The organism is Pontibacter ummariensis, assembly GCF_900188175.1.
In the GTDB taxonomy this organism is placed as follows: Bacteria; Bacteroidota; Bacteroidia; order Cytophagales; family Hymenobacteraceae; genus Pontibacter; species Pontibacter ummariensis.
The window spans coordinates 1-13,935 of the sequence record NZ_FZOQ01000015.1 but is presented as its reverse complement, the minus strand read 5'-3'; the positions used below and the strand labels follow the sequence as shown (position 1 = coordinate 13,935).

The window sequence follows — 13,935 nt, the reverse complement described above, 5'->3', positions numbered from 1 at the left end:
ACACGTGCTTGCCCGAAGCAAGCGCGTTTCTACGCTTCTACCGGAGCATAGTTCTCCACTTTAGTCCGTGTCGGCTTGTTTTCAGGCTGTTGCGCTTTAGCCAGGTAGGCCTCTTTCCCGAGCTTGCGCAGCATGCGGTAATGGGACCTGATGGCGGAAAGGAAGGTAGGGCTCTCCAGGTAAGGCAGGTTAAACTCTGCTGCGGTTTGCTTTACAATCTTTGAAATGGCCGGGTAGTGTACATGGCATACCTTCGGGAAAAGGTGGTGCTCTACCTGCCTGTTCAGGCCACCCAGAAAGAAGCTGGCGACCGGGCTATGGGGGGCAAAATTAGCGGTTGTCCGCATCTGGTGCTCTGCCCAGGCCTCCTCCATGTTGCCCTCTTCATTAGGTACCGGAAACTCCGTGCCCTCTACTACGTGCGCCAGTTGAAAAACCAGGCCCATCACAACCCCTTCGGCCAGGTGCATGACCAGAAAGCCAAGGGCAGCCTGCCACCAGGTTAAGTTCAGTACCAGTATGGGCACCCCTATAAAAAGGAAGTAGTGTAGTAGCTTGTAAAAAAACAGGTTAAAGTACTCCTGCTTGGGGTGCTTGGCACGGTGTTGCCCTATTTCTTTCTGAAAGAACTTTACGTAATCCTTACGCAGCACCCACGAAAGGGAGGCCAGGCCATATAACCAGAAAGCGTACAGGTGCTGATAGCGTTGTATCTTGTTTACTTTTTCACTTTCATCTAAACGGATCAACCCCGGGGCGACCTCGATGTCCTCGTCATGGCCCGGTATGTTGGTATACGTGTGGTGTACGATGTTGTGGGAGATGTTCCACAGGTAAGGGTTGGCCCCGATCAGGTAAAACAGATAACTAAGGCCTTTATTTACGCTGCTGCTTTTAGAGAAAGAGCCATGTATGGCGTCGTGGCATACGTTAAAACCGATGAAGGCGGCAAATGCCCCTAGTACCACGGCCAGACCAAGCATGGCCCAGGTACCAAACCACCCGGACAGGATCAGCAGGTACAGGGAAAAGAAACCAACCACAAAGAACACGGCTTTAACCCACATTAAGCTGTTGGCGTTTTTAGGTATCTCGTTTTCTTTGAAATATGTCTCCACCCTTTTGCGCGTGGTGGCGAAAAAGGCCGATTTATTTGTGTTGATGAATTTAACTTTTTGTGACATGTAAACTTTAATAGACAGAGGTAATTGATTATTGGAAACACTTTTTGATCTTGAAATTCCAGGGCCTCAATCACTGCAACTACATGAATCAGAAAAGAAAGTTAAAAGAGCCTCGCTAGCCAGGGCGAAAGGTGGAGGTGCTTCTAAGAACAGCGTCTGTTGCTGCAAAGTTAGAAGAAAATGCTGCTGTAAGAATTATTGTATCAGATATCTGATTGTATCAGACATCTGATGTGTCTTACTAAGACCATGCCAGGATTTCCTTGCCATACGGACAACCTCCATAGAAGCTGTAGCCCCCTGCCTGCATGCTTGTACGCTGCCACCCTTTTGATTCGCTACCGGGTACAGCAGGTTATACTCTTTCCTATAGTTTAGGCATACTGTTTTCAAGATATAATGATGCGTTAAAAAGAATATTCTTTGTTTAGAGCACCTAAAGCGCGTGTTGTAAACTTTTTATTGTACATTGTAAGAAATAATGAACGATTACACCGCTACAGGCGTAGTAGGTGTATCATAAACAAAACAACATGAATAAAGGAACAGTAAAATTCTTTAATGATTCGAAAGGATTTGGTTTTATTAAAGAAGACAATTCAGATCAGGAGTACTTCGTGCACGTTTCTGGATTAGTACACGAGATCAGAGAAAATGATCAGGTAACTTTTGATCTTCAGGAAGGAAGAAAAGGACTAAACGCGGTAAATGTAAAGCGTGCTTAGTTTTAGCCTATAAGTTATCAGGAAAAAGCCTTACTACGGTAAGGCTTTTTTTATTTGCTTCAAGCGGGAGCAACAGGGCCCTATGACACAGGCTGTACGGGCCTGGAAGCACAAGGCTCATTTATAAAGTCAGATGAACAGAAAATACTTAGTCGACAAAGATACCCGCGTATACCTGTGCGTAGCACTGCACACGCGCAAAGGATGGGAGCCCACCAATCAGGAGTCATTGCAACCTTTTATGGATTCCTGCCCAGCCGAAGATGAAACAGATGCCAGGATACTGGCGGGTGAGTTTAGTGACAATACTTTTTTCGAAAAGTGGATCCGCAACGGGACAAACTTCCTGTTCAGGTACTAGGGGGATGGCCATGCCATCAAACAGAAGGAATTAACACATTAAGAGGGACATAACATGGGTAGATCACAGGAAACATTCAGCAAGAAAGAAAAAGAAAAGAAAAAGCTGAAAAAAAGGCAGGAGAAGCAGGAGAAGAAGGAAGAGCGCAGAGAGGCCTCTGCTAAAGGCAAAGGGCTGGAAGAGATGCTGGCTTACGTGGATGACGAAGGAAACATCACCTCCACGCCACCAGATCCCAAAAAGAAAAAAGTAATAGAGCAGGAAGACATACAGATCGGGGTATCCCGGCAGGCAGCGCACGACCCGGCTGATCTGATCCGAAAAGGAACTGTTAATTTCTTTAATGCTTCTAAAGGCTATGGCTTTATCAAGGATCATCAGACGCAGGAAAGCATTTTTGTGCACCAGAATAACTTGTCTGGCATCATAAAGGAAAACGACAAAGTTAGCTTCGAAGTAGAGAAGGGCCCGAAAGGTCTGAATGCTGTGAATGTGAAGGTAATTGAATAGGGGCTTAGCCCCTACTCACTCATACCCGGTCCTTCCTTTTATCTACTTGCCTTCTGGCCTGCCGTAAGTTGCAGGCCTTTTTGTTGTCCCCTTTCCGTGTGCTGTCAGGCTGCTAAAACTCGTAATAAATTGCGGGATTACGACAGTAGCCAGAATCCAAAACAGAACAAAGGCCTATACCAATTTTGGTGAGGACCTTAAACTTGTAAGCCCCGCCCCATAAATCAACGTGCTGGTCTGGTAGCCGATAGGTAGCACAAAACGGGTGGAGGCTGCCAGCGCAACTGCCACTAAAAGGTAGGGAGGTCACAAGACCTGTTGATAAGCCTTTGAAGAATACCTGTACGTGTAAAACACTCCTACAGTCCCCTCAAGGGAACAATGCTCGAACCTGTCAGATACTGTGACTTTGAAATTCCGTTTTGCAGGAAAATTATGGGACAAGGTAAGGCTTATAGTCCATACCGCCGGCACAAGTCCCCTTTGTCAAATAACAGTACAGGATCAAAATGCGCACTTAGGAAAAGCCTTAGGCGGCAGCAAGAACACCAGCGCAGACAAGATGTGTCTGTCCCTGGATACCGCCTGCACTCGCTGTGGCCGGTACAGGCTTGGGTGATAGATGTAGTCGTACGCCTGCCCAGTACTTAAATCCACCCGCTGTACTTTAATGCCCGGCCAGTCGTAGGATACGCCCGGAGGAAGACGCTCTTCTATGTGTTGGCTTATTTTATGATTGTTCATTTTTGCTCATGCGCAAACGCGCGGGGGGACGGTTCCTTCTCTTAGTGCCTCTTTAAGAGGGCACATAAGCTTTCTGTGTTATGCTGTGCCTCAGTTCTCGGATTTGTGACCTTCTTTATACAAGTTCACAAACTCGCTTTCGCTTATCTGGCCGTTACTGTCTATGTCTATTGCAGACAACAGGCCCTGCCTGAACTCCTCCTCAGCAATCTGTCCGTTCCCGTTCAGGTCCCAGGCGCGGAACTCCTCTACCTGGTCAAGCTTATACCCACCCAGGTACTCGCTGATGCCTGCTCGCCATTCGTCCTCGCTCAGGGACTGGTCGTGGTTGTGGTTCCAGGCCCCGAAGAAGTCCATCCGGGCTATTGCCCTGTAAAACTCCCTTTCCTCCAGGTAATCGTTTTGATCCTGGTTAAACGCTTTAAAAAGCTTTGCCCCCTCGCCGGATGAACCACCAAGTACCTGGAGCACTCCAAGCAGCATAACCCCTACATACACCAGCACGACCCCTCCCAAGGAAAAGACCTGCCAGCGGTTAAAGCCGTGCTTCCCGTCCTTACCGCCCCAGTGGATGAAGGCGGCATACAGGATGCCTACGAGGGCTGCAAAGCTCAGAACGGTAATGTAGAGGGGAAGGTCGTTGACGGGGACTACGACCAGGGCCAGCGGCAGGAAGGCCACAGTGAGTGTTACGGCATGGTCTCCAATCACACTCGTAACCGCAGAGGTGATCTGGCCGCTTTTGGCCACACTCCAGGTGGCGAAAACTTCGGGCAGGGCAGCCATGGGAGCCGTAATAAAAAGACCTCCCACAATTTTAGAGATACCCAGGGCTGCGACAATATTCTCGGTAGCGCGGACAGTAAAATAGGCCCCAGCTCCCAAGGCGGCAAGCCCTGCCACTGCCAGCCAGATTTCTTTCTTTTTCCATTCCACCTTTTCGCCTTCTTCCTTCCCACGGAGCAGGGCCTGTGTTAAATAGATAAAATAAATCCCCAGCATGATCCAGCCATCTACCGGCTGTAATCCCTGCCATGGCGCAGGAATGGTCAGGATGGCCACCACGGCTAAGATCACCAGGTAAGGGAGTGCCTGCACCGTGACGGCCGTAGGGTCCACTTTAAGCAGGTGTTCTTTGATGTGTTGCTGGTGGGCTTTGTCAGCGTTTTTCTTCTTGAGGTGGCGGGTCGCGATGTAAGCTGTGATCACCATAAAGGGGATGGCGATCACATTGGAGCCGAACATCGTGCCGAGGCCGATATCTGCTACGCCTGTGATGGCGCTGGCCACGTTGATGCCTATTTCAGGGCTGGCGGCTGCCAGCCCCACCAGGGCACCGCCGGCGGCCACTGAGAAGCCCCACTGCTGGCGCAGCTTCTTCAGGGGCTTGGCCAGGTGCTCAGCACCCCAGTGAGCGGCCCACACGGCAGCTAATAGAACCAGAGCCCAGATCCAGGTGCTCACAAGGCACCTCCTTCCCAACCAGTCTTTCCTTTCGCTACTTGCTTTAAGTCGTGCATGAGCAAACGTATTTGTAGGTGAGGGTGCCTTCTGAGTACGCGGTCGTTTTTTATATGTTTAGTAAGGGCCGTGAGGCAGAGATGCCGCCTTGAGCCGGGTGCAAACAGTGACGTTTGAAGTAGCACATGCCCTTTCTAACGCATCCTGCTGCGTTAGCACGTAGCCTGCAGAACAGCCACGTGGCATCTGAAAACAAAAAAGGAAGGGTTTACGGATGCCCTTACTGGCCATTGTTCCCGAGTGGGAATCCGCTTTTAAAGGACGCGTTCACAGACCGCAGTTGCTCGTTTAGCTTTTCGCCTCCTTTTATGCCGAAGTCCAGTGTGCGGATGGGGAATGGGATGAGGATATCATTGGCGTCAAAGGCTTTTTTGATGCGGATGATGGCGTCGCTCCTGGCACTTACATAATCTACTTCCCGCCGGTAAGACACCCAGAAGCGGGCTTTAAAGTTGATGGAGCTATCGCCGAAAGCATCAAACATCACTTCTATATCACGTGTTACCAAGCGGTTTTTTACCTCCTGCAGGGCCTCTGTCACCACCCTTTGCACGCGCTCCAAGTCCTCTGCGTAAGAGATGCCCACTTCCAGGTCTATCCGGCGGGTGCCATAGATCGAGAAATTTGTCAGGGGGTTCTCAAACACGGTTTTGTTGGGGAGGTGTACCATTTCTCCCGTCACCTGCCGGATATCGATGGTGCGGAGGGAGATGCGCTCGATAGTGCCGAAGTACTCGTTTGTCTCGATGTTGTCGCCAACCCGGAAAGGCCGTTGTACGGCGATGATGATCCCGGAAATAAAATTTGCGGCAATATCTTTAAAGGCAAAGCCCAGGGCTAAGCCCACCACACCGACACCAGCCAGCAGGGACACCACGACCTTGTCCAGCCGCAGCACGCTTAAGGCAAAGAAGAAGCCCACCAGCAGGATGCCCGTATACAGGAGTGTCAGGAAGAGGTTCACCAGCGCCTGGCTGTGGGAGAACCTGCTGCCAAATTTCCCGGCCCAGTTTCTTACAAAGCCCGCGACGTAGAAGGTCAGGATTACCAGCAGAATAGCCAGCAAAAGGTTAGGGAGTATGAGCACCGCCTGGTCGCCCCAGGCCTCCAGCTTTTCCCAAAGCAGCCCTACGGTCTCATTTAAGTCCTCTATATAATTCATTTATTTTGTACTGGTTTTGCTTATGTTAGCACCTCCGTGCCTCCCTGTGCCGCTTTCCGGTGCACCCTAGCAGTTTGTGCCCGGCCTGTGCACCGGCTCCTTTTGCTCAGGCTCTTTCCGGTATGCTCCCCCTGAAGAGGAACGAACAGGAGCGGATGGCAGGTGTAACAGCCATGCTCCTTGTTACGGGCAACAGGGAAAGCTGTTGTTATGCCTGCTGTAGCTCCTGCGTAAAAAGAAAAATGCCCGGCTTACAGAAAGCCGGGCAGCAACAGAAAAAGGAAAGGACCCGGTGTTCGAGCACAAAGCAGCCGCAATGAAAAAGAGCTTCTACTTTGCTGTAGAAGCTCTTCGCTTATCTCTGTATCGTGGCAGCGTTTACTTCACGAAAGGGTAGTAGGCTTTCAGGCCGTTCGGGTACACGCCCTCCAGGTACACCATTTCCTCACCAGCGCCTTGCAGGTGTTTGGCCAGGTCGGCAGGTCCACTTACTGCTTGCTTGCCGATACGGGTGATGATAAAGCCTTCTTTCATGCCCGCCTCCGCGAACTTACTGTTTCGTACGTCTACCACCTTGGCACCGCCGGAAATCCCCAGCTTTTGCATCTCCTGCTCGCTTACGGACTCCAGGCTCGCCCCATGAAAGGTAATGGCTGCCTTCGCTGCGCTGCGCTTCATTATCCCTGTGCTGTTTTCCAGGTTCTTGAAGGTGACGTCTGCCGTACGCTCTTTGCCAGCACGCAGGTAAGTAACTTCTACCTTATCACCAGGTCGGTAGCGCGCTACCTGCTCCAGCAACTGAGAAGACTTGGCAACCGGAACGCCGTTGATGGCTGTCACGACGTCGCCCGCCAGCAAACCAGCCTCATCGGCCGCGCTTTGCTCAGAGATGTTTACCAGGTACACCCCGTTCAGGGTTTTCAGGCCTTTTTCTTTTGCAAAGGCAGCATCAATCTCCTGGATCTGCGCTCCTAAGAGGGCGCGCTGCACTTCACCGTACTTCCGCAGGTCTTCCACTACTTTACTCACGATAGAGGAAGGCACCGCAAAGGAGTAGCCCGCGAAAGACCCTGTCTGCGAGGCAATAGCCGTGTTGATGCCGACCAGCTCGCCGTTCAGGTTGACCAGGGCACCACCCGAGTTACCCGGGTTTACCGCCGCATCTGTCTGAATAAAGGACTCGATGCTGTACTGCTGGTTTGGATTCTTCGACCGCAGCAGGTCGATGCTACGGCCTTTGGCACTCACGATACCCGCCGTTACCGTAGAGGTCAGGTTCATTGGGTTACCCACGGCCAGCACCCACTCGCCTACCTGTAGGTTATCGGAGCTGCCGAAGCGTACCGTCGGCAGCTTCTCCGCCTTAACTTTCAGCAAGGCAATATCGGTCGTCGGGTCAGTACCGATCAGCGTGGCTTCATACGTTCGCTTATCGTCCAGCACAACCTCAATCTTACTGGCCTTGTCAATTACGTGGTTGTTGGTTACAATGTAACCGTTCGAGGCGATGATCACGCCCGAACCAGATCCTTTTCTGGCACGCTGAGCCGGTGCCTGTCTTTCATAGTTGTCCCCGAAAAACTCACGCAGGAACGGGTCCATTTCTGCGCTGCCGTTGCTCACGGTACTGCTGCCGTTATATTCTGTCCGGATATGCACCACAGCCGGCGTTACCGTGCTGGCAGACTTCAGGAAGTTCAGCCCCTCTGGCACGATCGGCGAGCTGCTCCGCATGTCGCTCGTGTAGTGCACTTGCGGAAACAGGGACTCTCCCTGCGCAAAGCCACTCGTGTTTGCATCCATTAATTTATAACCGCCTGCGGCAACGCCTCCCCCTAAGAGGGCAGAAAGGGTAAGACCTGCAAAGAATTGTTTTGCCTTCATGTAAATGTAAATCTTCAGTTAATAGTACACCTTAATCAAACCTAAAGCTGTTTTCTAGATTTACCGGGTATGTTTCAAATACTGTACCAAACTAATAAAATGTTGAGTGTGTGTATTTTGTGTTTATGTGCTTACAGGCTACTGAAGCAAACGCCATTTGCACTCTTTTATGGCAAAAAGGAGCTAACGTAAAAAACGATACCCCGCCTGTTGCGTAAAATTTAACATGTAACATGTTTATTATTAACTAAATAGATATAAGAGCTATGAAAAGAGACAGAACAAACTTGTGGAGAAAAGCAGGAATGGGGCTTTGTTTGTTCCTGATGTTGGGTGCGGTAGGATGTGACGACGATGACGACGAAGATGATGTGGGGGTGTTTAACAACGATACACTCTTTGAAGACATCACGGCTAACAGCGTTTTCGACGGCTGGGACTCAGACAATGACAATGGGCTGAACGAAGACGAGTTCATGACCAGCTTTTTCGATACCTGGGATACCGACGACAATGGCATGCTGACCGATGCGGAGCTGACCGCGGCTGAGCAGGACTTTGGTGTGATTGGGGCCGACTGGGACGCCTGGGACATGGATGCGAACGGCACGCTGGAGATAACGGAATTCCAGCTGGGTGTAGAGGATACCAACTTACTGACTAACTGGTTCACCACATGGGATGTGAATGGAACTGATATGATAGAAGATCGTGAGTTTGCCGATGGGGTGTTTGGCCTTTGGGATGCAGACGGCGACGGTATGTTATCGGAAATAGAGTACACTACCTTTTATGATACCTACTATGGCATATAAGCTTTGTTTTTAAGCTTTATATGAAGTAACCCAAACAGGCCTAAGTCGGGGCTGCCTCGGCTCGGGGCTTTGTTTTTTAAGCTGCGCTGATCTTATTGCATCTGGCAGTTTGCTTGGAGGAACAGGACGAGGGGCAGCGTGGGTAGGTGCAAAAACGCAGGTGTGCGTAATTCGCAGGCCGAAATAGAACACATACCGCTACTATCGGCCTAATTACTAAACCTTTCTAAACCCCTTTGCTTTCACCTCGTTTATATATCAACATATGTTAATCTAAAACAGACAAACTATGAAAAAGAATGAAATGAACATCCTGAAAGGAATCAGAAACGGACTATGCTTTTTTCTGGTAGCCGGTATGGTAGCCTGCGGCGGAGAAGGCGCTGTAGAAGAAGAGGCTGCTGTTGAAGAGCCCCTAGTAGAAGAGGAAGTGGCTACGGCAGAAACCTGGGATGAAAACCGGTTTTATACCACTTTTGCCGCGACGGATTACTATGAGACCTGGGACGAGGACGATGACAACTTCCTGAGCGAGAATGAGTACTATGGTGGCTTTTATGACACCTGGGATGTGAACAACGATAACCAGATAGACGAGACGGAGTGGAACACCGCCGTGAATGACTGGGGACTGGAAAACCAAACCTGGTCAGAATGGGATGACGATGGAGACGGCATCCTGGAGGAGGAAGAGTATAACACTGCCTTCGCAGAGACTGGCTGGTACGGCGAGTGGGACGAGGATGACGATAACTTGCTGAGTGAGGAAGAGTACACCGGCGGCGTGTTTAGCGCCTGGGATGAGAACGGTGACGGTGTATGGGATGAGAATGAATATGGCCTTTACAACACCTATTATGGTGTGTAAACACATGTCCTGATTGATCAGGCACCTAAGATAAAAGTCCCGGCTACAAACATAGCCGGGACTTTTTTTGTGCTAGCTAGAGCTGATACAAATACTAACTGACCGTGCACTCCTTCTGTGCCTTACCTGTCTCCTGTTCCTTTCAGTCGCAACAGTTTTTTCGTTTCTGAACGGGCGGACATGGCTCAGAGCCATAGCTGCAGAAAACGCAGCAGTCCCCTTGTATAGGTTTCAGACTGGCCTGGCACTCTTCACACTAAAGAACTGGCAGGCATTTGTCGGCATTCGTTCTTCTTTTTCATGTCCGCAGCCAGGGCAGGTAATAAGGGAGTAAAGCTTCGTCGCCATCTGGGGCTTGTTTAAATTTTGTTTTGCAATTGGGATTTCTTACATAGACCGATGGTTCTTCGTTGCCTCTCTTAGTCCCTCATAATTGGCAATGGCAAACTGGTCTACTTTCTTTGGCTCCAGGAAGTTCGTACGGATCATTTCTTTTCTTTGCTCCCCGCCCAGGATCACGTTTATTTCCTTTTGCAATAGTCCTTCTACAGAGACCCTGGCGACCTCTTCCGGAGTATCCATTTGCCCCATGTTAGCCGTTTTAATCATGTCCGTGTCCGTAGCCCCTGGGTAAACCGTCATTACGTGCAGGGGGTATTGGTGCAGCTCCCTGCGCATGGCATCCGAGAACTGGCCTACAGCAGCTTTGGTAGCGGCATACACGCTATAAAAAGGCATGGCGATGTAGCCGTAGCCCGAGGAAACATTTACAATCGCCCCTTCCTTGCTCTTCTTTAGAAGGTCCAGCGACTTTTTTGTGAGCAGTATCAGGCCCGTTACGTTGATGTTTATTTGGTTGATGATGTCCTCGTCGCTTTGCTCAGTAAGCAAGCCGGCGCTTACCACCCCAGCGTTGTTGATCAGGATGTCCAGCTCACCCCAGGCTTCGGACACGGCGGCAACAGCTTTGTCCAGGTCCGCTGGATTAGCCACGTTCCCCTGAATCGTGAGGAAGTTAACGGAGGAGAAGGAGGACTTGAGCGCTTCCATCGGCTCCTGTCTTCTTCCGATCACGGCGATGTCCTGCACACCCCGGTGCACTAAGGCTTGTATTATTGCTTTCCCTATACCGGCACTGCCACCGGATATGAGCACTTTCTTGTTTTTTAAGTCCATAACTTTTCAATATATCTACAAAGAAAAGGAACGGCAGCCTGGGTGAAGGGTTCGCTTTGGGGGTAGTATCGTAATGCGCTGTTTTGATCGTACTCTTCCATTTCACCTATAGGCAAACGTAAAGTAGCGGGAGGAGAGGTTGCACGGAAGACAACAATACTTAGCCAAGGCATGAAGAAAGCCTGTACAAGCATCTAAAAACAAAGAGATTAAAACTTTCGATTGAAAACCGAAAACAGTATCTTGGTCGAAGACACGAGCCAAGGGTTGCTAGAAATCACTTTTTCAGGAAACCGGCTTTGTAATTAACTAGGGCCAGTATCCCTGGTAACCGAACACTTTTCTGCTATGCGTACTTTATCTAAAGCAAAAGAGGTAGCTTTTTTGATCCTTTTTGCCGCCCTTTTTAGTGCTTCAAGCTGCTCCCAAACCTCTCCTGAAGAGTACAACAAGCTGGCCTCGGAGCCTGCCTTGCTGCACCAGACTTCGAAGCAACTGACGACGGTGATCATCCGGGATATTTTCAAGCCGCCCGTTGCCAGCCGGATTTATGCCTACGCTAACCTGGCGGCCTATGAAACCATGCGCCTCCAATCGCCCGACTACCCCAGCCTGGCCGGAAGGATCAGGGAGTTTACACCCATACCGGCACCTGAGGCTGGAAAAGCGTACTGTTATCCCCTGGCTAGTATCAAGGCTTTTATAGGCGTTAGCGAAAACCTGACCCTCTCCGTGGAGATGTGGGACGCTTACGAAGAGGACCTGGACCGCAAGTTCAAAGACATGGGCATTCCGGAGGACGTGTACACCCGCTCAGTGGCTCTGGGAGACGCGGTAGCCAAGCATGTGCTTGACTATGCCGAAAAAGATAACTATAAATACACCCGTGGTTACCGGCACGTGCTTACCCACACCACGGGTTCCTGGGAGCCAACGCCGCCCAACTACGCACAGGCCTGCGAGCCCAAGTGGAGCGCTATCCGCTCCTTCACCCTGGACTCCAGCACGCAGTTTATGCCACCGCCTCCCGCCCCCTATGATCTGACCCCGGGCAGCCCCTTCTATAAAATGGTAGAGGAGGTATACAACTATGGTAAGCACCCCACCCCCGAGCAGAAGGAGATCGCTTACTTTTGGGACGACAATGCGACGGTGACCAATGTGATGGGCCATGTGTCTTACCTCGACAAAAAGATGACGCCGCCCGGGCACTGGCAGGCGATCGTGAGCACCATTGCCCGCGACCAGAAGTTGGATATGATGCAATCGCTGCAGGCCTACACCTTTTCCGCCATTGCCCTGCACGACGCCTTTATTGCCTGCTGGGAAGAAAAGTACCGCTCTAACCGCATCCGGCCGGTTACGGTGATCAACCAGCACCTGGACGGGGAGTGGGAGCCATACCTGGAAACACCGCCTTTCCCGGAGTACGTGAGTGGCCATAGCGCCATATCCGCATCCGCAGGAAAAGTCCTTACTTACCTGCTGGGTGATCAGGTAGCCTTTATCGACTCAACAGAGTACGAGTTTGGCCACGGGGTCCGGTCTTTCACATCCATCCGGGATGCCTACATGGAAACCTCCATGAGCAGGGTGTATGGCGGCATCCACTTTCTGGACGGAGCCCTGGAAGGGACCAAGCAGGGCGAGCAGGTAGGAGAATGGGTATGGGCGAAGCTAACAGGCAAGCCCACGAAAACGAAACCCAAACCAAAGGAAGATGCCACAAAACAGATAGCCGTAAAATAGCAAAAGCCCTGCAGGTATTGATGACCGGCGGAGCTTTTGCTTTAAACGAAGGGCGGTAACCCGAACTAACTAAATACAACCTGATGCCGGCCTCTTCCTTCCGCTGCAAGTTTTTATAGTTAGCAGCAGTTAAACCACAGCCGTTATCCTTTCTTCTTTTTCTTCTGCTGACCAGGGGCGAATTGTTTTGCGGACTTTGTGCCTGCTACTTTTTTCATTTGCCCCGGAGCATAAGATTTGGCTGACTTAGCGCCGGTTACTTTTTTGACTTGTCCTGGAGGGGCCTTAACAACTAACACAGGCTTACAGCTTACTTGTAGGATCAGGGCCAGCAGGGAGATTAACAGAACGTACTTCTTCATAAAGGTGTTTTTTAAAGCTGCAAACTTAGCGGATTCCTGTCTGCAATCCAGTGCTTTTTTGAGCAGATATGCATGAGCCGAGTTCCTAAGTCTTTCCTCTATACTAGTGATCTCAACGGTGCAGGGTGCCTTTCTTTTAGTATCTCTTAATATTTGTTATCACAACCCCGGTAGAAATTTATCTGAAATTCTGTTTAAGCCGGTTTCAGCTTCCCAGGCTCTCTTCCGTTCTTATCACAAAAGCTTTGAAGATGACAGTCGGGTAGTGTAAGAGGCCATCCGAAGTCAATGGAGTGGAGTAGGGGGGCGCCCACCCCGAATAGGGTTGAGCTTGCAACTGCCTCATAGGCAGAAAGAAGCAGAGCTACATAGCGTTTGTAAAACACCTTATCCGTAGAACTTGTAAAAGAGTTATTGTTTTCTCGCCAGTGCTTTGAGGGAGTAGGGTAGGGGAAGCAGTAAAAAGTTTCCTGCTTTCGGAACTCTCACCGGTTCTCTGGCTGTTATTCCCCAGCGCCCGCTCTAGAGAAGGGGATCAAAAAGAATCTCCCACTGCCTGAGCCACTTAGCTTTTTGTTAGCGCAAATCTTCTCTGAGGCCTTGCCTGTAGGGAAACTTTCCCTACCTTTGCGCTCCCTTCGGCAGGACAGGGGCAGCGATAACAGGGGCCGTAGCGAGCATTGGCAGGCAAAGGGAAAAGAGGAAAAACTCTCCCCTGGTGCTTGCAAAACGAAAAACTCTTCTTACCTTTGCAGCCCGCTTCAGAGGGAAGGGGAGGCATGGCACACTTCTTGGGCAAAGAAAGAGCCGGTCGAAAAAAATAAAAGAAAAGTTTGGCGGTTTAGAGAGAAACACCGAACTTTGCAGCCCGCAA

At 50.4% G+C, this 13,935-nt stretch carries 14 protein-coding genes; 6 read left to right on the top strand and 8 right to left on the bottom strand.

Annotated elements, in window-relative coordinates; translation table 11 throughout:
• Positions 1–29: 29 nt before the first annotated feature.
• Positions 30–1,184 carry a fatty acid desaturase family protein gene (locus tag CHB92_RS15905; protein ID WP_089320225.1) on the bottom strand — a complete coding sequence of 385 codons (1,155 nt, stop codon included), beginning with the start codon at positions 1,182–1,184 and terminating at the stop codon, positions 30–32.
• 533 nt (positions 1,185–1,717) lie between these two features.
• Between CHB92_RS15905 and CHB92_RS15900 the strand changes: the two genes are divergently transcribed.
• The 3 genes from CHB92_RS15900 to CHB92_RS15890 all read left to right on the top strand — a co-directional run bounded on the left by CHB92_RS15900 (position 1,718) and on the right by CHB92_RS15890 (position 2,780).
• The gene (locus CHB92_RS15900) at positions 1,718–1,909 is read left to right on the top strand and encodes a cold-shock protein (RefSeq protein WP_089320224.1); all 192 of its coding nucleotides are present in this window, start codon (positions 1,718–1,720) and stop codon (positions 1,907–1,909) included.
• A 133-nt stretch (positions 1,910–2,042) separates the two neighbouring features.
• Positions 2,043–2,270 carry a hypothetical protein gene (locus tag CHB92_RS15895; protein WP_089320223.1) on the top strand — a complete coding sequence of 76 codons (228 nt, stop codon included), beginning with the start codon at positions 2,043–2,045 and terminating at the stop codon, positions 2,268–2,270.
• A 54-nt stretch (positions 2,271–2,324) separates the two neighbouring features.
• Positions 2,325–2,780 (top strand): cold-shock protein, encoded by a 456-nt coding sequence (locus CHB92_RS15890; RefSeq protein ID WP_089320222.1) that lies wholly within the window; start codon positions 2,325–2,327, stop codon positions 2,778–2,780.
• Between the two features lie 504 nt (positions 2,781–3,284).
• On the opposite strand, the gene CHB92_RS15885 is transcribed toward CHB92_RS15890, so the two are convergent.
• The 4 genes from CHB92_RS15885 to CHB92_RS15865 form a co-directional block, all read right to left on the bottom strand.
• Positions 3,285–3,524 (bottom strand): hypothetical protein, encoded by a 240-nt coding sequence (locus CHB92_RS15885; protein ID WP_089320221.1) that lies wholly within the window; start codon positions 3,522–3,524, stop codon positions 3,285–3,287.
• Positions 3,525–3,614: 90 nt separating this feature from the next.
• Entirely contained in the window at positions 3,615–4,988 is a 1,374-nt protein-coding gene (locus CHB92_RS15880; protein ID WP_089320220.1) for an EF-hand domain-containing protein, read from the bottom strand.
• Positions 4,989–5,265: 277 nt separating this feature from the next.
• Positions 5,266–6,207, bottom strand: coding sequence for a mechanosensitive ion channel family protein (locus CHB92_RS15875; RefSeq protein ID WP_245842639.1), 942 nt, complete (start codon positions 6,205–6,207; stop codon positions 5,266–5,268).
• Between the two features lie 378 nt (positions 6,208–6,585).
• On the bottom strand, positions 6,586–8,091 hold the full coding sequence (locus CHB92_RS15865; protein WP_089320218.1) for a Do family serine endopeptidase: 1,506 nt from the start codon (positions 8,089–8,091) through the stop codon (positions 6,586–6,588).
• Between the two features lie 266 nt (positions 8,092–8,357).
• On the opposite strand from CHB92_RS15865, the gene CHB92_RS15860 reads away from it, so the two are divergent.
• Both CHB92_RS15860 and CHB92_RS15855 read left to right on the top strand, forming a co-directional pair.
• Complete coding sequence (locus CHB92_RS15860) at positions 8,358–8,906, top strand: EF-hand domain-containing protein (RefSeq protein ID WP_144266329.1); 549 nt, start codon at positions 8,358–8,360, stop codon at positions 8,904–8,906.
• A gap of 289 nt (positions 8,907–9,195) precedes the next feature.
• Entirely contained in the window at positions 9,196–9,774 is a 579-nt protein-coding gene (locus CHB92_RS15855; protein WP_089320216.1) for an EF-hand domain-containing protein, read from the top strand.
• Positions 9,775–9,916: 142 nt separating this feature from the next.
• Here CHB92_RS15855 and CHB92_RS26560 read toward each other — a convergent pair whose 3' ends face one another.
• Both CHB92_RS26560 and CHB92_RS15845 read right to left on the bottom strand, forming a co-directional pair.
• Positions 9,917–10,000, bottom strand: coding sequence for a hypothetical protein (locus tag CHB92_RS26560; RefSeq protein WP_444850683.1), 84 nt, complete (start codon positions 9,998–10,000; stop codon positions 9,917–9,919).
• A gap of 161 nt (positions 10,001–10,161) precedes the next feature.
• Positions 10,162–10,950: an SDR family NAD(P)-dependent oxidoreductase gene (locus CHB92_RS15845; RefSeq protein WP_089320215.1), complete on the bottom strand. Its 789-nt coding sequence runs from the start codon at positions 10,948–10,950 to the stop codon at positions 10,162–10,164.
• Between the two features lie 348 nt (positions 10,951–11,298).
• Between CHB92_RS15845 and CHB92_RS15840 the strand changes: the two genes are divergently transcribed.
• On the top strand, positions 11,299–12,699 hold the full coding sequence (locus CHB92_RS15840) for a vanadium-dependent haloperoxidase (protein ID WP_089320214.1): 1,401 nt from the start codon (positions 11,299–11,301) through the stop codon (positions 12,697–12,699).
• Positions 12,700–12,842: 143 nt separating this feature from the next.
• Here the strand turns inward: CHB92_RS15840 and CHB92_RS15835 are convergent, their stop codons facing one another.
• A complete protein-coding gene (locus CHB92_RS15835; protein ID WP_089320213.1) occupies positions 12,843–13,061 on the bottom strand; it encodes a hypothetical protein in 219 nt (72 codons plus the stop codon).
• Positions 13,062–13,935: the final 874 nt, after the last annotated feature.

Bases quoted from the DNA above. Each gene is read 5' to 3' on its own strand.
- CHB92_RS15895 (WP_089320223.1), top strand. From the start codon at position 2,043: ATGAACAGAAAATACTTAGTCGACAAAGATACCCGCGTATACCTGTGC.
- CHB92_RS15905 (WP_089320225.1), bottom strand. From the start codon at position 1,184: ATGTCACAAAAAGTTAAATTCATCAACACAAATAAATCGGCCTTTTTC.
- CHB92_RS15885 (WP_089320221.1), bottom strand. From the start codon at position 3,524: ATGAACAATCATAAAATAAGCCAACACATAGAAGAGCGTCTTCCTCCG.
- CHB92_RS15855 (WP_089320216.1), top strand. From the start codon at position 9,196: ATGAAAAAGAATGAAATGAACATCCTGAAAGGAATCAGAAACGGACTA.
- CHB92_RS15890 (WP_089320222.1), top strand. From the start codon at position 2,325: ATGGGTAGATCACAGGAAACATTCAGCAAGAAAGAAAAAGAAAAGAAA.
- CHB92_RS15900 (WP_089320224.1), top strand. From the start codon at position 1,718: ATGAATAAAGGAACAGTAAAATTCTTTAATGATTCGAAAGGATTTGGT.
- CHB92_RS15845 (WP_089320215.1), bottom strand. From the start codon at position 10,950: ATGGACTTAAAAAACAAGAAAGTGCTCATATCCGGTGGCAGTGCCGGT.
- CHB92_RS15875 (WP_245842639.1), bottom strand. From the start codon at position 6,207: ATGAATTATATAGAGGACTTAAATGAGACCGTAGGGCTGCTTTGGGAA.
- CHB92_RS15840 (WP_089320214.1), top strand. From the start codon at position 11,299: ATGCGTACTTTATCTAAAGCAAAAGAGGTAGCTTTTTTGATCCTTTTT.
- CHB92_RS15860 (WP_144266329.1), top strand. From the start codon at position 8,358: ATGAAAAGAGACAGAACAAACTTGTGGAGAAAAGCAGGAATGGGGCTT.
- CHB92_RS15835 (WP_089320213.1), bottom strand. From the start codon at position 13,061: ATGAAGAAGTACGTTCTGTTAATCTCCCTGCTGGCCCTGATCCTACAA.
- CHB92_RS15865 (WP_089320218.1), bottom strand. From the start codon at position 8,091: ATGAAGGCAAAACAATTCTTTGCAGGTCTTACCCTTTCTGCCCTCTTA.